The 21058-nt window shown below is 32.7% G+C and carries 11 protein-coding genes; 1 reads left to right on the forward strand and 10 read right to left on the reverse strand.

The genetic code is table 11. The annotated features are described in order from the left end of the window. Positions 1-10: 10 nt before the first annotated feature. From H526_RS0109755 to H526_RS0109790, 8 genes are all read right to left on the reverse strand, one after another. Entirely contained in the window at positions 11-1606 is a 1596-nt protein-coding gene (locus H526_RS0109755; RefSeq protein WP_027392828.1) for a glycoside hydrolase family 43 protein, read from the reverse strand. A gap of 10 nt (positions 1607-1616) precedes the next feature. Then, a complete protein-coding gene (locus H526_RS0109760) occupies positions 1617-3164 on the reverse strand; it encodes a sugar porter family MFS transporter (RefSeq protein WP_027392829.1) in 1548 nt (515 codons plus the stop codon). 12 nt (positions 3165-3176) lie between these two features. Further along, positions 3177-4157, reverse strand: a complete 981-nt coding sequence (locus H526_RS0109765; protein WP_027392830.1) for a Gfo/Idh/MocA family protein — start codon at positions 4155-4157, stop codon at positions 3177-3179. 8 nt (positions 4158-4165) lie between these two features. Beyond that, positions 4166-5497 carry a glycoside hydrolase family 2 TIM barrel-domain containing protein gene (locus tag H526_RS0109770; protein WP_155839652.1) on the reverse strand — a complete coding sequence of 444 codons (1332 nt, stop codon included), beginning with the start codon at positions 5495-5497 and terminating at the stop codon, positions 4166-4168. Then, positions 5498-6199, reverse strand: a complete 702-nt coding sequence (locus tag H526_RS0109775; RefSeq protein ID WP_027392832.1) for a phytanoyl-CoA dioxygenase family protein — start codon at positions 6197-6199, stop codon at positions 5498-5500. Positions 6200-6217: 18 nt separating this feature from the next. Further along, on the reverse strand, positions 6218-6874 hold the full coding sequence (gene fsa, locus H526_RS0109780) for a fructose-6-phosphate aldolase (protein WP_027392833.1): 657 nt from the start codon (positions 6872-6874) through the stop codon (positions 6218-6220). Positions 6875-7268: 394 nt separating this feature from the next. Then, the gene (locus H526_RS0109785) at positions 7269-8960 is read right to left on the reverse strand and encodes a RagB/SusD family nutrient uptake outer membrane protein (RefSeq protein WP_027392834.1); all 1692 of its coding nucleotides are present in this window, start codon (positions 8958-8960) and stop codon (positions 7269-7271) included. Positions 8961-8971: 11 nt separating this feature from the next. Further along, positions 8972-11977 carry a SusC/RagA family TonB-linked outer membrane protein gene (locus tag H526_RS0109790; RefSeq protein ID WP_035085121.1) on the reverse strand — a complete coding sequence of 1002 codons (3006 nt, stop codon included), beginning with the start codon at positions 11975-11977 and terminating at the stop codon, positions 8972-8974. A 560-nt stretch (positions 11978-12537) separates the two neighbouring features. On the opposite strand from H526_RS0109790, the gene H526_RS0109795 reads away from it, so the two are divergent. Next, the gene (locus tag H526_RS0109795) at positions 12538-13146 is read left to right on the forward strand and encodes a hypothetical protein (RefSeq protein ID WP_027392836.1); all 609 of its coding nucleotides are present in this window, start codon (positions 12538-12540) and stop codon (positions 13144-13146) included. 97 nt (positions 13147-13243) lie between these two features. On the opposite strand, the gene H526_RS0109800 is transcribed toward H526_RS0109795, so the two are convergent. Next, on the reverse strand, positions 13244-16711 hold the full coding sequence (locus H526_RS0109800; protein WP_027392837.1) for a glycosyl hydrolase: 3468 nt from the start codon (positions 16709-16711) through the stop codon (positions 13244-13246). Between the two features lie 205 nt (positions 16712-16916). Then, positions 16917-20831, reverse strand: coding sequence for a family 16 glycosylhydrolase (locus H526_RS30760; RefSeq protein ID WP_051336085.1), 3915 nt, complete (start codon positions 20829-20831; stop codon positions 16917-16919). Between the last annotated feature and the right edge of the window lie 227 nt (positions 20832-21058).

The following is a 21058-nucleotide window of genomic DNA, read 5'->3' on the forward strand; positions in this document are numbered from 1 at the left end:
TTTTATCTTTTTAATGAATTTCTTTATAATCAAACCAATCGAAATCGGCATGTTTCCTATTATATCCTAAATCCTGACAACACATACCTACAAACATACCTGTAAAGGCAGGTCTATAGCGTTCATCGCGATCTCTTATATAATCATCTGATAAAATACTTGCATCCAAAGCTTCTCCTATAGGTAAAAAAGTATTTTCCTGATCCAAACTATAATAAAATTGAAGTACTTCGTGATTCAAAATTCCTTTTAAAACAATATTTGATTGATCAGTGATATCTATTTCTTGTTTTTGTTCTACCATTGAAAAATGATCAGAAGAAATCACTCTTAGTATTTTTTTAGTCCCTCCGTAGTTTGAAGTTACGTGTAGATAGTGATAATGTCCTGTATTATAATAAAAAACCAATCCTGCCATCTCATGAATACTACTCGGATCATATTCTAGCAATGTACTTGCTTCGATTATAAAATGCTGAACTCGCCTTGCAATCAATGCTTGAGTATGTGTAGATGAGAGACTTTCTTTTCCTTTCAACCTTAAGTACCCTTTTCTTTCGGTCAGTGAAAACCAATCTTTAGTTCTTGGAATTCGTAATGACTGAAAATCTAAACTTAAATCATCATATTCAAAATCATTTCTGGGATTACTTTTTTCTCTCTTGACCTCTTTAATATCTAATCCAGAAATTTCTAATCTGGGCAATCTAGAATTACTTCTTAAATAAGGCCAATCATTATCCCATAAAAGTTCTTCAATCGCAGTTTCTCTGCCCAGAATACATCTTCCCCTTTCTTTTAAAGGTCGACCGACTAAAAATGTTACGAACCATCTTCCATCTTCTGTTTCTATAATATCGCCATGTCCAGCTTTTTGAAGCTTATAGGGTCTACAATGTGCAGAAGAAATAATAGAAGTATTAGGATGATTTTGATAAGGACCAAAAACCGATTTAGAACGCGCTATAGATACTGCATGTCCATATTCTGTGCCTCCTTCTGCTAAAATTAAATAATAATAATCGTCTTTTTTAAAGATATGTGGCCCTTCCGTACACCCTAAATAAGATCCATCATGCAAGTATTGAACATCTCCTACCAATTGTTTTTGTAATGGATCATATTCCTGTAATTCTATTCCTCCAAACATTTTATTAGCTCTATGGTCTAACAGCATATTTAAAAAATACTTTTTCCCATCACTATCATGGAATAATGACCCATCAAACCCCCTAGAAGACAAATAAATAGGTTCTGACCATTCTCCACTTATATCTTCTGCGGTAATCAAATAATTTGGAGTATCTTTCCATATTCCATCAAAAGATTTCACATTAGAATATACCAAATAAAAAATCCCATTGTCATAAGACAAACACGGAGCCCATACACCACAAGAATCCGGAACACCCTTCATATCTAATTGAGATATTCGATTAATGGGCTGTGCAATTACTTTCCAATTTTTAAGATCTTTGGAATGATGTATTTGTACTCCAGGAAACCATTCAAAAGTTGATGTTGCAATATAATAATCATCTCCTACCCTAATAATAGAGGGATCTGGATTAAAACCTTTTAATATTGGATTTTGAATTAAATTCATATACTATTTCCTATGCTTTTACTAGTTCTTTTTCTATTTGTTCAAGCGATTTACCTTTAGTTTCTGGCAAATATTTTAAAAGGACAACAAAACCAACTAACGCTAGAGCGCCAAAAATAAAGTACGATGTACTGCTACCTAGAGTATCTATTTCCCAATTAAATGTTCTTTGCACCACCCAACTAGTGCAAGAATTTACAAATCCTACAAATGCTATCATTAAGCTTCTAACTCTATTTGGAAATAATTCTGACAACAAAACCCACATTACTGGACCAAGAGAAAAAGCAAATGAAGCCACAAATGTTAATATTCCGATTAGGATTAATATTGCATCCAGATCACCAGCTGCTTCAATAATTTCCCCTTGTCTGTCTGCAAATATTTGTTCTCCCAATAATTCTTTTAAAGCTCTCTTAAACTCTACATCATTTTCAAAAAGAATATTCTCAACTTTATTAAATTTCGAAGAATCTACGCCTTGTATATTAGAAACATCCTCTTTGGTAAGCTTATATGTTGCTTTACTAAAACCGTAAGATGTAAGAAACATACCTATTGCAGCCCCGATTAAGCCTATCAACATTAAAGGCCTTCTACCCATTCTATCTATTAAAATCATTGCCAATATTGTAAAAACAATATTAATAACGCCTACCAAAACCGATGAGGCAAAAGCTGCATTGGTGCCAATACCTGATTGTTTAAAAATAGAAGTAGAATAGAAAAAAATAGCATTAATCCCTGTAATCATTTGTATAATGCCAATAAATAAGCCTAAGAAGAGAACAAACCTTAGCGATTTTTTAAACATTTTCGAAATAGTAATTTTTTCTTTTTTACTATTTTCTTTAAAACTTTCTTTAATTAATTCTTCTTCTTCTGTAGCTTTATTATTTCCATGAAGTTTCTTAAGTACTTCAAATGCTTCCACATCTCTACCTTTTACATATAACCATCTAGGGCTTTTAGGTACAAAAAAAAGTAAAAAGAAATAAATTACTGCCGGGATTAATTCTAAACCAAACATCCAACGCCAAACGTTCTGCTTGGTTAAATTCTCACTAACTTGAGCTACATCGGAAATAGATTGTTGTAAAAAATATCCTGTGAAATAAGCTACAGAAAGACCAATTACAATGTTTAATTGTTGTACTGAAACTAGTTTCCCTCTATTTTTTGCTGTAGAAACTTCCGCGATATACATAGGTGCTAATATCAATGCCGCACCAAAAGCAGCACCTCCTATAAACCTTGCCCACCAAAGTACCCAATAAGATATTGCATATGCTGACAAAAATGCTGAGAGAGCATATACAAATGCAACCGCTATTAACACTTTTTTTCTACCAATCTTATCACTTATCAATCCTGCAATAAGCATAGAAAACATTGCGGCAAAGGTTGGAGCTGCATTAATACTTGCAATCTGGTCACCCGAAAAGCCGAAATAGGGACCAAAAAATTCCTGAGCTCCAGATATTATTGCAGCATCAAAACCGAACAAAAAACCTCCTAAAGAAACTACAAAGGCTATAAAAATAGATTTTCTTGACATGTTTTATGTATTCTAATTATCAGGAAATTCTAATCCTGTATGTTTTCTTACTTCGTCTACAATTTGTATTAAACTCAAACTATCTTTATGAGACCATAGATCACTCTCGATTTTATTATCCCAAATGCAACGATGAGATTCTTCTATTTCATACGAAAATCCTTTTCCTTTAGTTGGTAAATGGTAATCTATCGTATGATTATTTTTAATAACTGAATACGATTGAGCTTCATGCCATATTGCATTAATCTGTATTCTTCCATTCTCCCCACTTATTAAAGCGTTCATATCAGAGGAAGAAACAAAACTACTATGTAAAATAGCTTGTGCTTTATCATACTGTAAGAGCATTGAAGTTTGCTGATCTGCTCCTGATTCATAAAAATTAGCCGACGCCAATACCTTTCTTGGTATACCCAATATTAGATAACACAGAAACAATGGATAGACTCCCATATCCATTAAAGATCCACCTCCCATATTAGGATTAATCATCCTACCTTCGGCAACTCCTATATTAAAAGCGAAGTCCGCATTAATATATTTAACCTCTCCTATTTCTCCGTTTCTCACTTTTGATAAGACTTCTCTTATTGAAGGGTTAAATCGAGTCCAAAAAGCTTCCATAAAAAACTTATTATTAGCTCTTGAGGCTTCTATCATTCGTAATGTTTGATCTTTATTAAGTGCTACTGGCTTTTCACATAGCACATGCTTACCAGCATTAATCGATTTAATTGTTAAATCTGCATGAGAATCATGCGGAGTAGCAATGTAGATAATATCTACTTCACTATCATTAATTACTTGATCATAATTATTATATGCTCTTTTAGCATTATGTTTTTGAGAAAATTCTACAGCTTTTTCCATATTCCTGGAACCTACTGCTTCTAATTCTGCATTAGAAACTAAACTCAAGTCTTTTACAAATTGATTTGCAATATTTCCTAGACCAATAATCCCCCATTTTATCTTTTTAAGCTCTCTCATTAATTGATTTATTTTTTTACTATAAATGGAATATTACCGCCTCCAACTTTTCCTTTGCCATCATATATATAAGCAAAGATTCTATACTCGCCTTCTTTCGGAGTAATGAAAGTGAACTCACCCCTTTTATCAGAAATAATTTCAAGATCAATATCTGGGGGCTCTAATTCTTTCTCACCACCTTGACTTCTTATACCTACTTCTTTTTTAATTATCCATTTATAAATTAAAGTATCATTATCAGGTTCTGACGCAAATACTTGCGCTGTGTACTGCTGTTTAGCTTTCAAACACACATTATCTGTAGCTTCCTTTCCATTCAACAATATAGAATCCACTCTAGGAGCACGATTTTTAGGATATTTACCTCTCCATAACTTAGTTAAGTTATCAATAGTCTCTGTCTGACTTCCATCTTTATGAAACATTCCATACCACGTTGGCGTGCGTTCCTGTTTTTGACCCCATTCGAAAGCGAAACCTCCTAGACACTTACCCGAAGTATTATCAATTAATCCTTTTTGCATTCTATTAATAATGCCATCAGCTTTTAGTCCACTAACTTCTTCAATTTCCCTATTCCAAATTGTTTTTGGCATTTCCCAGAATCCTTTAGGTCCAAATTCGGTAACCATGTATGGTTTAGTTATACCTGTATTATACATTCTTTGTTCTAGTGTTTCTAAATCCCCATAAACTTGAACTGAAACAATATCTAATTGAGGACAACGCTGTAGAGCAACTTCCAAATGTTCATTAATTACCCCTGCAAAAGTCATTGTAACTGGATGGTTAGGATCTTCTTGATGGATATAGTCTATGATATCGGACATCGCATCATAAACCTTTGGGTTTACTCTTTTTAGAGATCCATCTTTATTAAAAAGTAAATTAAGTTCATTTCCAACTACCCAACATAGAACATTAGGGTGATTTTTATATGTATTAATTATTTCTTTTACTCTTTTAAACTGTTGTTCTATAGCTTGGTTATCATTATAATCAAAACCCCATAATTCTTTACCTATATTAATCCCAACAGCAACCATAAAACCATACTTTTCAGCTGCTTCTAGCTCTTTTTTAGCATTTTTAGTTCCCCAAGTTCGAAATGCATTTCCTCCTGCCTTATATAAAGCATCAAAGTCATGCCCATCGGTATAATTTATACCCACACCTTTTATTTCAAACTTTTCTTTATTAACATAAAAATTATATTGTTTATCTACTTCCTTAACCTCTACCAATGAAGGTTTATTAGTGTTTTCATTCTGAGTTATCACAAAATCAGAAAACAAAACTGTACAAATAAGAATTAAAATAACATCAGGTTTCATCATCTAGATACGTTCTTTTAATACCTCACTAGTCGAAAATCGATATAACATATTTCTATACACACAGATATCTGTTATATCCTCAGGAGTTCCTTTAGGCACTGCTCTAAAATTAGAAGAAATCCTATCTTCTTTTACCGTCATTACTCTATGCCAACAATGTCCATGAAGAAAAATAACCGTTCCTTTTTTTGGTTTAAACACCAATTGCCCTTCTAAATCCTCGTTAGGAATTCCAGACGGTAACATTCCCGCTTTATGCGTTTTAGGAAAAATAACTATTTCTCCTCCTGTTTTTTCAGTAATGTCATGGGTATAGACCAACCTATTAAGGTTATATATCTTCCTGTCATCTGGAGAGCAATCCTGATGCCACGCTTGACCTATGCTTCCTGCCTTAGAAAACATCATCATACAATAAAGATTCTCCCATCCTTTATCTAAAATATGATCTGTAATAACATTAAAGGATTCATTTTTATCAATATCATCAAAATGTGGTGTTCCTTCTCTATAAGGAAACCAAGGGATTACCTCTACAGCTGATTTTGTGATAAACTCATCGGTATGTTCCCAGTTAGGATCTACACCATAATGATCTAAAATTACATTATTGTATTTATCCATTAATTCTGGATCAAAGAAGTTTTCTAAAATCACAAAACCATTTTCCCAAAATTGAGTTACTATTTTTTTATAATCCATACCATTTTATTTATACGATTAAACGTTCATAGATTGTGCGTCCTCAAGAAACTTTTTTAATCCATTATCAGTAAGCGGATGTTTTAAAAGTCCTTCTATCGCAGATAGAGGGCCTGTCATGACATCTGCACCTATTTTTGCGCAATTGATAACGTGCATGGTATGTCTAACTGAAGCAGCAAGAATCTCTGTTTTAATACTATAATTATTGTAAATTGTACGAATCTCTTCAATTAGAACTAAGCCATCAGTTGAAATATCATCAAGTCTTCCAATAAAAGGAGATACATAAGTGGCTCCGGCTTTTGCCGCTAAAAGAGCCTGTCCGCAAGAAAAAACAAGCGTACAATTAGTTTTGATTCCTTTATTCGTAAAATGTTTTATTGCTTTTACTCCATCTTTTATCATGGGTATTTTAACTACTATTTGAGGATGTAAAGCTGCCAGCTCTTCCCCTTCTCTTATCATATCATCTACAGTGATTCCAATAACCTCTGCAGAGACATCTCCGTCAACAATTTCACAAATATTGCGATAATGATTTAATATATTCTCTTTACCATTAATCCCTTCTTTTGCCATTAGTGATGGGTTTGTAGTAACTCCATCTAGCACTCCTAATGCTTGTGCTTCTTTTATTTGATCTAAATTTGCTGTATCTATAAAAAATTTCATTTATTTATTTTTTTATCCTATGCAATAGGATAATATGGTTATTATAATAAGTACTACTAAGACGGATAAGATAATATCTGTTAATCCAACATCCTCTTTATAATCATTACATAATTTCATTAACAAATCCTTTCATTCAAATTGTATAACTCCTTTGGATCTAAAACCAAAAACTACAGTTATTTTTTTAAGGATATAAAAATTAGATTTGTTTACCTAAAACAAAACTTCTATTTAAACTATCGTCGAAAATTGAAAAGAAAATTTTCGTAAATAAGTATAAATAGGCTAAAACTAACCCCTTAAAAAAAATAGTAAAAAGGAGTCTATTATGATTAATAAAATAAACTCCCTTGTTTGTAGTAATACAATTACAAATTATATTAATGGCTAATTAATTATATCCTGGATTTTGTGTTAATATATCCGGGCCAATTTGATCTCTTTCTGATTGTGGAATTGGTAATAATTCATCTCTTCCTTCTACAAATACTTTTCCAACAGCCAGTAATGCTCTTCTAGCATCTCCCCATCGAACTAAATCTGTATATCTATCCCATCCTTCAGTAGCAAGTTCTCTACGTCTTTCGTCTTTTACTCCTTGTAGATCATAGGCAGGTGCTGCTGGATTACCAGCTCCATAAGCTCTGTCAGTTACTTGTTGGAATGAAGATGCACCATCTCCTCCTCCTCCTAAAATAGAGGCTTCAGCATGCATCAATAATACGTCTGCATATCTCATCATTTTTTCATTTAAAGGAGAGTCTGCAAAATTTAATGTATTCTCTTGTACCGAAGCTGGTATGTGATATTTTCTCATCGTTGCCTTAGAAGTCCAAGATGGAAGAGTATTTCCATCCGAATCACATACTAACCAGAAGAAACCATAGGTATCGGTACCAAATATCCAATCACCAGAATTACTTTGATCTGGTAGTAAACATTGATCAGATTGGTCAATTTGACAATCACAACTAATAGGCCCTCGCAAATTACCCTCAAGATCTGTAGGTAAATCTGTTGTTTCTGGTGTTATAAAAGTCGCATTCTTTCTTTGATCTGAATCATCATAAAAATCAATTAAATCTTGTCTTGGTATAGCATTTCCGAATGCACTATTACCAACACTGCTATTAAACAAAAAACCAAACATTTGATGTGTTGCAGATCCTTGATTAAATATAGAACCTGGTGATTCAAAATTATTATAAATAATATTAGATTGATAACCAACTTCGAAAATTGACTCTTTACCGTATTCATTTAATAAACTAAAATTATCTGCAAAATTCTCTTCTAACGAATATCCCAAAGACATTACTTCCTCTGTATATAGAACTGTTTCTTGATATTCTTCTTGATACAAATGTGCTTTTGCTAAAAAACTATAAGCAGCTCCACTAGTTGCTCTACCTTGTTGAGGTGCCGATGCGGCTAATGTTTGTGCAGCTGATAACAAATCTGGTTCAATAACCTGATCATATACCTCTTGAGGGGTACTTCTTGGGATTTTAAAATCAAAATTAGCATCCGTAATTCTTTCTACTATTATTGGCACTCCTCCAAAGTTTTTAACCAATTCGAAATACGCTAACCCTCTTAAAAATCTTGCTTCTGCAATTAAATTAGCTTTTGTAGTTACTGGATCTTCATAAAGATCATCATTTGACTCTTCTATGATACCTATTGCCGTATTGGCTCTAGAAATTACCACATACCATTTTCTCCACCATCCTAATACACCAGGATTATTAGGAGGAATAGGGTTTTGATCAAAAACTCTTCCTGCAACCCAAAAATTTGCCCATTGTGAGAATACATTATCCGATCTTATATCTTGAAACATTAATGGAAAATGGTGTCCTAAATTATTATTCAAAACTTGCCATCTTAATGGATCATAAGCAGCAATCACTAACGATTCTATATCCTCTTCAGATTGAATTGCATCAGCAGTCAAAGAAGTAATTGGTTCTTTCTCTAAGAAATCATTCTCACAGGAAGCACACATTAAAAGACCAAACGCAATTATCAGGTGAAAACTAACTTTAATTCTTTTTATATGATAAAATATGTTGTTTTTCATTTTAATTATTTTTAAAAGTTTAATTGGAATCCAAAAATGAATGTTCTTGGTTGTGGATTAAATCCTCTATCAATTCCTAAGTCTAAAGAGTTTCCTGAAAATTGTTCTCCTATCTCAGGATCAGCACCGTCATAATCAGTTATTACAAACAAATTTTGTGCAGTACCATAAACTCTAAAACCATCTAATTTCAGCGGGCTCAATAAACTATCTCCAAAACTATAACCTAAGGTTAAACTTCTCATTCTTAAAAACGAACCATCTTGAACGTAAAAATCAGAAACCACTGGGCTCGCTGATGATCCCAATTGATTAACTACACCATTAGTAAGAAATGATTCCTTTCGATTAGTATATACTCCATCGGGACGGAATGTAGCATCAAAAACATCATTGCCTTGAGAGCCATATAAAAATGTACTCAGATCAAAACCTTTATATTCTAAATCCAACGTAATTCCATAAGTATAATCAGGAAATGGACTTCCAATAAATGTTTTATCTGCATTTCCATCACCATCAAAATCTCTATAAACTAAATTTCCATCTGCATCTATATTCTCTACTTCAAAACCAAAGAAACTAGAAATTGGTTCTCCGACTGTAGTTAAGGTAATTGGGTCATTAAAAATGAAAGTATTCCCTCCTTGCAATGGTTGACCATTTCTACCAATTCCAGTAACCTCATTTTGATTAAATGCTAAATTTGCTCCGATCTCCCATTTAAATCCACTAGCATATTTTTGTTTATATGAAATCAAAAATTCAAAACCTCTATTTTCAATATCAGCGATATTAGTAGCTGGTGCAGGGAATCCAGAAAGTACTGGAATACCTATAGGAATTAATACATCTGAAGTTTCTTTAATATAATAATCGATAGTTATACCTAATGCATTTTTTAATGCATTAATATCCAAACCTATATTAGTTTGTGTAACTTCTTCCCATTTAACATCTGGATTTTGCAAAAATGCCGGAGTAAGACCTGGGCTTAAAGTTCCTCCAAAATTGGTTCCAGATCCTGCATTAAGTATTGCAGAAAACTGATACGGTGCAATGAAATCACTACCATTTATACCCCAACTAGCTCTTAACTTTAATAAGTCAATAAAATCTGAATCCTCTAAAAAACTCTCTTCTGACAATACCCAACCCGCGGATATAGATGGAAAGTACCCTGTTCGATTATCATCTCCAAAATTAGATGATGAATCTGCTCTTAATGTAGCCTCGAAATTATATTTATCTGCATACCCATATTTTAATTTCCCATAAATACCGAGTAAGTTATTTTCATTTTGAATAGGTGCTCTTACTGTAACATTTGAAGGATTTGTTATTAAAGCAAAATTTACATCATCCAATGAATTTGTAAAAAAACCTACACCAGACATTGAAGTATTTAAAAAATCTACCTCGTATGAAGAAAACCCAGCCAAAACATCTAAACTATGATCTGAATTTTTAATAAAATCATATGCAATGTTCGCATCAAATTGTGCTAATTTAGTCTCTGTATTAGACTCTATTAATGTTCCATTTGGTGAATTCAAATTTTGTGTTGGAAAATCAAATGCAGGAAAAAATTGTTTTACAAAAGAGTTTGATTTATAATGATAATAAGTACTAGTCAACTTAAAATCTTTAAATACCTCCCATTGTCCTTTTATACTTGCAGAAGTAACATCTGTTTGATCATTATTATTATTTAATAACAATGCTAACCTAGGATTAGCAACGGCTCCAATAGAAGGTAAGGTTACTCCATTTACTACTACTGGAGCTGTTTGGTTACCAACGTTAAAAGGTACAGAAGAGTCGTTAGGATCCGTCACAGGATAAATAGCTGGAATAGCATTAATAAAATTAACTATTGATGTTCCTGTTACTCCTGCATTTTCTAGTAAAAAATTACGATCAAGATCAGCTAGATTAGCATTTATTTCAATATTAATATTTTCTCTAAGATCGGTTTCAAAATTAAGTCTAACATTTTTTCTAGTAAAATTAGATTTATTCTCTCTACCACCAAGTATACCATCTTGGTTAAAAATACCTCCAGAAATAGCGTAAGAATATTTTTCTCCTCCTCCACTTACGGTAGCTCCTAAATTACTAATCGGAGTAGTACTGTATAGTTCATCATACCAATCAGTATCTGGTAATAAAGCTGCTTCTGCTTCTGTAAAAGGAGTTCCACCATTCTCCACCTGAAATTCATTGTAATATTGGATATATTGATCTTTATTCATTAATTCCGGTGCTCGTAATAATGATTGAAAACCAGTATAACCGTCAATAGATACTTTAGGAGAAGAGGAGTTTCTTTTTCCCGTTTTAGTTTCTAATAAGACAACACCATTTCCTCCTCTTGCTCCAAAAATTGAAGCAGAAGCGGCATCTTTTAATAATGTAAAACTTTCAATATCATTTGCATTGATAAAATTAATATTAGGTACTTGCTGACCATCTACCAAAAATAATGGTGTGGATGATCCTGTAGATGCTGTACCCCTTAACCTAATTGTCAAAGGTGCACCTGGGGACCCAGATGTTTGTGAAACAGTTACTCCTGGTGCGGCTCCTTGTAATGCTGCTTCTGGCAATGCTACAGGCACTCTAGCAATTTGTTCATTGGATATTGTACTAACGGAAGTAGTCAATTCCTTTTTATTTTGTACTTGACCATATCCTAAAACTACTACTTCTCCTAATTGTTGAGCATCAGCAATTAATAGTACATTAACATTGGTTCTTCCATTAACGATAACTTCTTGCGTAATAAAACCCAAATAACTAAATATTAATGTTGTATTTTCACTTACATCATTTATAGTATAATTACCATCAAAATCTGTTGTAGTTCCGTTTGTAGTTCCCTTTGCTATGATATTTACCCCTGGAATTGCTATTCCATCTTGTCCTGTCACAATCCCTGTGACACTCTGTGCATAACTGTAACTAACCATCATGAAGATTCCCATGTAAAAAATCTTCAAAAAGTTATTTTTCATACGATTGCTTTTAAAATGTTAAAAAATTAAGTTGTTCTAGTGAATATTATGTAAAATTTCAAAGGTCTAAGTTAATTTCTCTTAATTCCTGTTCAAAAAAAGACAATTGTTAAGGTTAAAAAAGAAGAAACAAAACTGGCTAAAAAAACAGCAATAAAAAACACTTCAAAAACACTATAACCACCTGAAAAACAATTAGATAAAAAACAATTAAATACTTTTAAAAGCTATTTCCTCAAACGTTTAAGTAAATTATTCTATTTTAGAATTATAAAATTTAAGAAAATGAATAATCTCAAATAAAAACATCTTTTGTTAATCATATTGATAATATTTTCCTTGGACTAACATCTAAATCAATATTTTTTTTCTTAAACACTCGTTAAACTAGAATATCGTACTTGCCAAAATCTAAGTGGAAAACAATAATTTATTCTAACAAGAATCAAATAATCTTGGCATACTAGTTGATATTTTCGGTTGGAATTATTAATTATATAACGTTATACATTTATAATTTTAAAAATAAATATCTTTGCTAGCGTTAAAAAAACCTAATTATGAAAAAACTATTATTTGTAGCTATTGTTATGGCGACTACAGTTGCTTTTGCTCAAAAAAGAAAAGATCAAGAAGGAAGTGTAAAAAACCTTAAGGGAATTACTGAGTATAATCTTGTATTTGATTATGAAAATATTAAAGTTCATAAATTTGATACTGAGGAAGAGTTTCTAAAAGATAAAATGGAAAAAAGAGAAAAGAAACATCCAGGAGAAGGAAGAGGAGAAAAATTTAAGAAATCTTGGTTTGCGGATAGAGAAGAAAGATATGAACCAAAATTTATCGAATCTTTTAACAAACGTTTTGATGAAGGGGCTGTAAAAGTTGGTAAAGACCTTGCTAATGCTACACACACTATGAAAGTTAAAACTACTTGGATATATCCTGGATATAATGTTGGTGTTTCTAGACAGCCTGCTAAAATTAATGCTACGATTACAGTTTATGAAACTGCTAATCCAGACAAGATATTATATTCTACTAATTACATAAAAGTTCCAGGAGGAGGAGCATTTGGAAATGATTATAATACTGGTTACAGAATTTCTGAAGGATATGCAAAACTTTCTAAAGAGCTTGCAAAATATATTAAGAAAAAGGCCAAATAATCCTTTTTAACTTTTGGAATAAAAAAAGCGGTAATAGTATTACCGCTTTTTTTATGATTCTTAATATTTTAGATTCCATATTAGGTCTAAATTACTTCTACTTTTTGAGTAATTTATAAAGTTGTGTAGACGAATTACCATATAATTTCAGAAAATATATCCCAGTTTCTTTTTCTGATAAATCAAGGTCTATTCTTTCTTGTTTTTGACTAATCATATTATCTTCTATTGTTTTTCCTGATATATCTATTATTCTATATCCAATGTATTTATGATTTCTTGATAATACAACTTGCCCAATATCCGATATAGGATTGGGATATACGTAAGCATCTAAAGTACCATCATCGACACGTTGTAATTGATTATTACAAGATCCAACTATGAAATCATGTTTAGAACCTGCCGTATTATTTTCTCCTCCGGTTGGCAAGCTATAGGTATAATAAAAATAAATCTGATCTCCAGAATTTGCATTAATCTGAAATGGAATATTTGGAGTTACAATATATCCCGGATATGGGCCAGAAGTAGAGGTCCCGTAATAAAGAATACAGATATTTTCACCCATTCCAGTAATTTCCGGAACAAAAGTTACTGTTGGGTTTGTAGTATCTGAGGAGATTTCATAACTATATTGACCATTCACTGCTAATCCTACACAATTAGTAGTATTGGTATCTTCTGAAGCTCTAAACTCTATAAAATTAAGATTTAAACCATTGGAATCAAAAACAATTCTTAACTCATGATTTCCCCTATTTATCGGAATTCCGGTTACAGAAATTGTTTCGTACTGTTGCCAATTTCCAGTATTAGGTACAGATATCACTTCCGTAATGACAACTCCATCCAGCTCTAAATGAAATTTGCCATTGCCATTAGGGGAGGCTACACGGAAGTCGATATCATAACTATTATTAGAATCCGTAGCGTTTATATCAAAAGCTAACCACTCATTAGCATCAATCCAACCAACATTATATACTCCACCAATAACATCTCCTGTGTTTTCGATATCTACATTATCCTGTCTGTAAGCACCTCCAGTATTTCCTGTACTTAAATCATGATAACCAACTCCTTCTCCACCTTCTTTATAATCTTCGGCTTCTATGATTCCGGGAATTGTAAAACTATTATTAGGAGGTGTAACAATTTCGTTTCCATCAGTTGTTATCAATGTATTGGCCGGTACCATAAATGAATCTACCTCAACACCATCTTTATAAACAATACAAGTATGATCTATATTTTTAGAATTATAAACTACATACATTACGGTTCCATCTTTTTGAAACACACTGCTCATTGGTAAACTCAATCTATAGCTCGATTGTCTTAATCCAAGATTTTGAGAATTATGAGCATAGTAATATGTTAATGCACTTTCATTAGAATTATGAACAACATTATACTCTTGAGATCCCACAGCGCTATTCCAAAAATCATCAAAATTACTGGTCACTCCTTCTGGATCAAAAAATAGCTTAAAACCCCAAGAAACATTCATCCAATCACCACTTAGACCTCCTAAATCGGCTTCCATATTATTTATTATTGGATCAACAATAGCATTTACTTCATTTGTGGTCAAAAATTCATTCCAAAAACCATATGCCGGAGTAATTGGCAACCATTGTATTCCATGAATATAAGTATCTTGTGCTCCAAAAAAAGTTCCATAAACATATCTATTTATTTCTAAGATCCCTACAATCGGTTTATCATATCCTATTTCTTCAAATACTCCACTCTCATTATACCAATAATCTGCTATCGCTCTTCCTTCCATTACATAACCATACGCAGCGGCATCTCTCATATCAATGTTTTCAGTTATTTCACCAGTCATAAACATTCCTGCCCAGGATTGCATTGCTTCTGAAGTGGATTCTTGATTATTCCCAATAGCATTTCCTAAACCATTAGCGAAAGAATGTCCCATCCAAGGACTAAAAGTTCTCATATATGGGAAATCTTCATCATTTCTATCCCAATTTGCATAGGTTTTTATAACCTTTGTAAGCATTGGCCAATACTCATCCATTGCCCCTGGTTCTGCTATTTCTAATAATGCACCAGCATGAGCTAGATATCCATAATGAAAATGATGATCTGTAAAAAATCCTGAGAAAAACTCCTCATTAAATCCTACTAATGCTTTCCAAGCAGGATAATATGCATAATAAAAAGAGGTCTCTCCAGGTGTATAAGTAAGCCAATCATATGTTCTTTCCTTTGCAAAACTTAATAGATCCTGATAATCCGGATGTCCTATTTCTTTTGCGATGAGAACATACTTAATTAATTGGACTAAATATTTTCCTCCCCAATAAGTGCCGTTTGCAAAGTTATCTCGATCTAAACGAGCATTATAATCATCCACCATTTCTATCAATTTTGCTCTTTCATAAGGATTTATATCAGAGTTTTTAGTTATAGGTTCATTAAAATGAGGTAAAAGATTTGCATTAAATTCGTAGTCAAAAGAGAAGGTAGTTCCTTCAGCTATTTTTAACGTTCCTCTTGGGGTAGCCTTATATTCTCTATTGTTGAGAAAAGAAAAGTTATTCGTGTTTCCTCGATAATGATGAGGAATAAATCCCTGTAAAACGTTAGGTTGATCACCAATGATATTTGTTTTTTCTATCTGATAAGTAACATTTACTAAACCATTATCTGGTTGGTAATCATACAAAGCTTTTGTATCTGTAGGTTTTGTAAAAGCATAATCATGTAAAAAATTTAAATCTGATATTTCTGTTAATGCTGAAAATACTATGTATTTACCTTCGCTATTTATTAATTCTAGATCTCCATCTACTCCGTCTTTTGGTATAATGTTAGTGTTTTCCGTAAGATGAATTCCATATAAATTACCATCATATTCTATAATAAAGCGATCTACTGTAGCAGGAAAACTAAGTATATCACCATTGGCATCGTAATAAGTTCTAACTCCTGTATGAATAGATTGTATAATCGCATCAAATCCATTCGGTTTTGTCCAAACAAAAGGCATTCCTTGAGCTAATGTAACATCAATAGTTTGATTACTACTTTGATGCTGTACCTCTAAATCTACATGCCAATCTGACCAATTCGTCGCTATTGTTTTATTAGCTGTAAAGCCATCTCCTGTTAGCGTCACTAGATAATCAACACTTATCCCAACACTCTCATCTCCTCCCCAATCTTTTGCTGTTCTGTGACCTATTTGATAACCATCTGCATTAGCTCTAGACAATAAAGGGTACGTCCATAGGTTTCCGCCATTACGAGAACCATCTGCATTTTCATTATACAAAACACTTGTCCACCAATCATTTGTAGGTATTGGTTTTCCTGTCATATTAGAACCAACATCTAAAGTAGGATTTAACGCCACACTTTGAAATGTTCCTTGTGTAGGATCATTGCCAATATATTCATGTGAGGGAGGATATTCTGCATAGGAACCACCTCCAACAGAAATTACATTTTGTGACCAGGTAGACACACTAAAAATTAATAGAAATAGTAATATACTTGTTACTTTTCTAAACATTATGGTTTTTTTCATGAGTACGATATTTATTTGAATTTTCAATACATCTTATAGATTTGGATATTAAATATGGTTTTTGAAAAGATTAAATGCGATATATACTCCTCGATTTTCAAACGAGAAATTTTAATACCTAAAGAATAAGAAGTAATATGAAAACTTGGTTTTATACTTATATAAGTAAGGAGCAGCTTTAAGAAAAGCTACTCCTTACTTAAAATTAGTTTTTAAGTATTTTATGGATGGAAGATTCTGTGTTTTGCCCATATGTTTTAATCATATATAAACCTTTGAACAATGAACTTAAATCAAGTGCTAACTCAGTCTCTTCTACGTTTACCGCCCTTTGGAGCACTAACATCCCATTTGTATTATACACGTTAACTTGATATATTCCTTTCATTTTTGATAATGTAAGAATATTATTAACTGGATTTGGATACATCTCTATTTTCAAAGGATTCTTTTCTATTTCTAACCCTAAGCGATTACCACAGGAACCTACTACAACATCATGTTTAGATCCAGCTGTATTATTCTCACCTCCAGTTGGTAAACTGTACGTATAATAAAAACTAATCTGATCTCCAGAATTTGCATTAATCTGAAATGGAACATTTGGAGTAACTAAATATCCAGGATATGGTCCTGTAGAAGAAGTACTATAATATAGGATACAAATGTTGTCTCCTACTCCTTCAATTTCTGGAATAAAAGTTATTGTAGGGTTGGTATTGTCTAATGAGACTTCATAACTATATTGATTATTAACCGCCAATCCTGTACAATTAGTAGTATTAGTATCTTCTGAAGATCTAAACTCTATAAAATTAAGATTCAAACCATTAGAATCAAAAACAACTCGTAATTCGTGATTTCCACTACTTATTGAGATTCCGGTTACAGAAACTGTTTCATACTGTTGCCAATTTCCAGTATTAGGTACGGATATCACTTCTGTAATAGCAGCACCATCCAGCTCTAAATGAAATTTACCATTACCATTAGGAGAGGCTACACGGAAGTCCACATCATAACTATTATTAGAATCCGTAGCATTTATGTCAAATGCTAACCATTCATTAGCATCAATCCAACCCACATTATATGCACCACCAAGAATATCTCCTGTGTTTTCTATATCTACATTATCTTGTCGATATGCACCTCCCGTATTTCCGGTACTTAAATCATGATAACCAATACCTTCTCCTCCTTCTTTATAATCTTCGGCCTGTAGTATTCCGGGTATCACTATATAGTTTCCAGTATTTCCATTTACAGTCACAGAAGCTGAACCTGTAACAGATCCACTTGAGGCAGTAATAGTATAGGTTCCAATATCTGAAGCAGTATATAAACCATTAGAATCTATAATACCGTTAGTAACTGTCCAATTAAAATTGGTCTCATATGAATCGCCGCTTTGATCAAAACCTTGCGCACTAAACTGCATTGTTTCTCCTTGGTTAATTTCAACATTATTAGGAGAAATAATTATTGATGATAAAACCGGAGTTTGTATAACATCTTCTTTTGTTAAAGATCTTAGATTATCTATATAAAATGTATCTCCACTACTACTATTAGGATCAAATAGAAATACAATATTATCTATTTGAGCATCATTAACCACTAAATCTGGTGTTCCTGTAAGAATAAACTCTAATGTATGCCAATTATTTTGTTCTTTTACCGCTGCCTGATACACACTGTGTCTTCCGGTTGGATAATTTGAAGGGTTCGATAACGAGCTAGCTTCTAATTGCCAACTAATAATCGTTCCAACAGGTGCACTGGTATAGACATCCATTGCAAATCTTTTATCTTCAGAAACGTAAGCACTGGCATCTGCTATAAAGTTAGTATCAAAAAATAAAACATCATATAATTCTGCATTATCCCTTATGTAACTTCCAGCTTGTGATGAGTTATTTACTTCATTCCCTCCTGGGTTTCCAACATTTTCTACATAGATCCCAGTAGTTGTATTATTCAACGAAATATTATTTACTCCGTTATAGTTATGAATCATCTCAGAAAACTCATACGTAGGTGGATATTCAGTAATTCCATATCTGAAATTATCAAAATAAAATGTTTCTGAAACATTAGAATTAGGATCAAAAAGAATTGAAATTTCATCTACCGATAAATTTGATGTTCCGGCGTCAGGTGCTGTAGTATAACTAAATGCAATGGTATGCCATTGACTCTGTTCTTTAACAACACTGGTATATTGACTATTTCTTCCTGCAGGAAAATCACTATTCGATCCAACACTGTTTTCTAAACTCAAAGAAATTTCAGTTCCTACAGGTGCAGATGTAAAAACATCCATAAAAAAGATATTATCTCCTTCTATAAATGGGCTTGAATCCTTTATCGCATCTGTATTAAAACTTACGACATCATATAATTCAAAAGTTCCTCTATCATATTGCGCTGCATTAGTACTATTGTTAACGCTATTGGGACTTGGATTGGCAACATTTGCTGTATATTCTCCATTTTCAAAAAATAATTCCAATTGATTTATTCCATCATAATTAGCTATGATAATTTCTTCTAATAAAGTAGGATCAGGAGCATCCATTTTTCTCATATTATCAATATACACTGTATGCCCTGTAAAACTATCTGGATCAATCAACAAAACAAATTGATCCACATCTAAAGCTCCTACGCTCGCATCTGGTCTATCTAATAACTCAAATTCTAACGTTTCCCATTGATTCTGAGAAATTGTTTTCGCACTGTATCGACTATGACGACCAGCTGGCCAATCACCTGCCGAGAGTGAACTGTTTTCTATCTGTAGTATAAACTCTGTACCGATCGGTGCATCACTATACACATCCAACCAAATAGATTTTTCTCCTGATGTATACTCCAAAGCATTTCCTATATTAGAAGTGGCCATGTACAAACCATCATATTGTGCTCCAGTAGCCCTAACATACCTACCTACTATTGAAGAATTATTAACATTACTTACTCCTGGATTTGAAATAGATTCTGTTAAGGTCCCATCTGTGGTTGATGTATAGGTTAAATTTCTATTTCCCTCAAAATCCTCAAAAACATATTCTAAGGTTTTTATAGGATTTACAGAAACGCTCATTTTAAATTCATTAGTACCACATTGTGGAACATTTACAACAACTTTTACATCTCCTTCAGTCGTTCCCCAATCAACTAAAATAGTGTTAGTTCCTTGGCCAGAAGTTATCGTAGCACCAGTAGGAACTGTCCAACTGTAAGATGCTCCAACTGTCTCTGTTATTGTATACGGTTTATCTGTTTCACCTTCATAGACACTATTATCTCCAATAAGTTGTGTGTTAAAAGTTCCGCTATACACCCTAACATAATCAACCTCCATCTGTGTAGGGTAATCTGCTGGCGTAGGTGGAATATTTCCGGTATAAGGAGTTCCAGGACCTCCAACTGCTACATTAAGTATTAAATACCAATCTCCTTCACTAAAAGGCCAAGGATCTACAGTGTTACCCGGAGTAACAGTATGATATAATTGATCATCAACATACCATCTTATTTCGTTAGGTTCCCATTCTACAGCATACTCATGGAAACCTGAAGACAAATCTAATCCTGCATTAAATTCTCTACCATTATACTGCCAACCTCCATTAGAATAATGTACAGTACCTCCTATACTCTCTGGATTTTTATGTTGAGATTCCATAATATCAATTTCTCCTGTAAAGGGCCAACTTCCATTCTCTGGCAACATCCAGAAAGCAGGCCAAATTCCTCCCGCAGAAGGCAATTTAATACTGGCTTCATATCGTCCATATCTAGAATTAAATTTTCCCGCAGTGATCAACTTTGAAGAAGTAAATTGTTTTCCTCCTGCAGCTTCATTTCTAGTTGTAATCACTAAATTTCCATTTTGTACAGTAGTGTTTTCTGGTTGATACCATTGTTCCTCTGCATTACCCCAACCACAGAGAGTGGGGCATCCGTCTCCATTATCAAAACTCCACTTAGTGAGATCGACAGATGAACCATCAAATTCATCATTAAATATAAGTTCTGAGCATTGGGATTGTACTACATTACAGAACAATGTAAATACAATAAAGGTTTTAAAGAATAAGTGTGTTTTCATAATTAAAATCAATTTGTGTAATTAAGTTTGTGTTAAAAATTTTATATACGTAATTCCTAACCATATGCATTTTATACATACAGCATTACTTTTCTTTGATATTTAGATTATTCTATTAAATAATCAGAATATCAATTATGTTTTTTCCCAAGTAATTCCGATAAACTGAAATACTTTATATATTTCAATTATCTATTTCCGTATTTGATATTAAAAAATATCATCAT

It is taken from the genome of Aquimarina latercula DSM 2041, from assembly GCF_000430645.1.
GTDB lineage: Bacteria > Bacteroidota > Bacteroidia > Flavobacteriales > Flavobacteriaceae > Aquimarina > Aquimarina latercula.

Excerpts from the sequence above, each read along its gene's own strand:
- H526_RS0109755 (WP_027392828.1), bottom strand. The coding sequence starts at position 1,606 with ATGAATTTAATTCAAAATCCAATATTAAAAGGTTTTAATCCAGATCCC.
- H526_RS0109760 (WP_027392829.1), bottom strand. The coding sequence starts at position 3,164 with ATGTCAAGAAAATCTATTTTTATAGCCTTTGTAGTTTCTTTAGGAGGT.
- H526_RS0109765 (WP_027392830.1), bottom strand. The coding sequence starts at position 4,157 with ATGAGAGAGCTTAAAAAGATAAAATGGGGGATTATTGGTCTAGGAAAT.
- H526_RS0109770 (WP_155839652.1), bottom strand. The coding sequence starts at position 5,497 with ATGATGAAACCTGATGTTATTTTAATTCTTATTTGTACAGTTTTGTTT.
- H526_RS0109775 (WP_027392832.1), bottom strand. The coding sequence starts at position 6,199 with ATGGATTATAAAAAAATAGTAACTCAATTTTGGGAAAATGGTTTTGTG.
- fsa (WP_027392833.1), bottom strand. The coding sequence starts at position 6,874 with ATGAAATTTTTTATAGATACAGCAAATTTAGATCAAATAAAAGAAGCA.
- H526_RS0109785 (WP_027392834.1), bottom strand. The coding sequence starts at position 8,960 with ATGAAAAACAACATATTTTATCATATAAAAAGAATTAAAGTTAGTTTT.
- H526_RS0109790 (WP_035085121.1), bottom strand. The coding sequence starts at position 11,977 with ATGAAAAATAACTTTTTGAAGATTTTTTACATGGGAATCTTCATGATG.
- H526_RS0109795 (WP_027392836.1), top strand. The coding sequence starts at position 12,538 with ATGAAAAAACTATTATTTGTAGCTATTGTTATGGCGACTACAGTTGCT.
- H526_RS0109800 (WP_027392837.1), bottom strand. The coding sequence starts at position 16,711 with ATGAAAAAAACCATAATGTTTAGAAAAGTAACAAGTATATTACTATTT.
- H526_RS30760 (WP_051336085.1), bottom strand. The coding sequence starts at position 20,831 with ATGAAAACACACTTATTCTTTAAAACCTTTATTGTATTTACATTGTTC.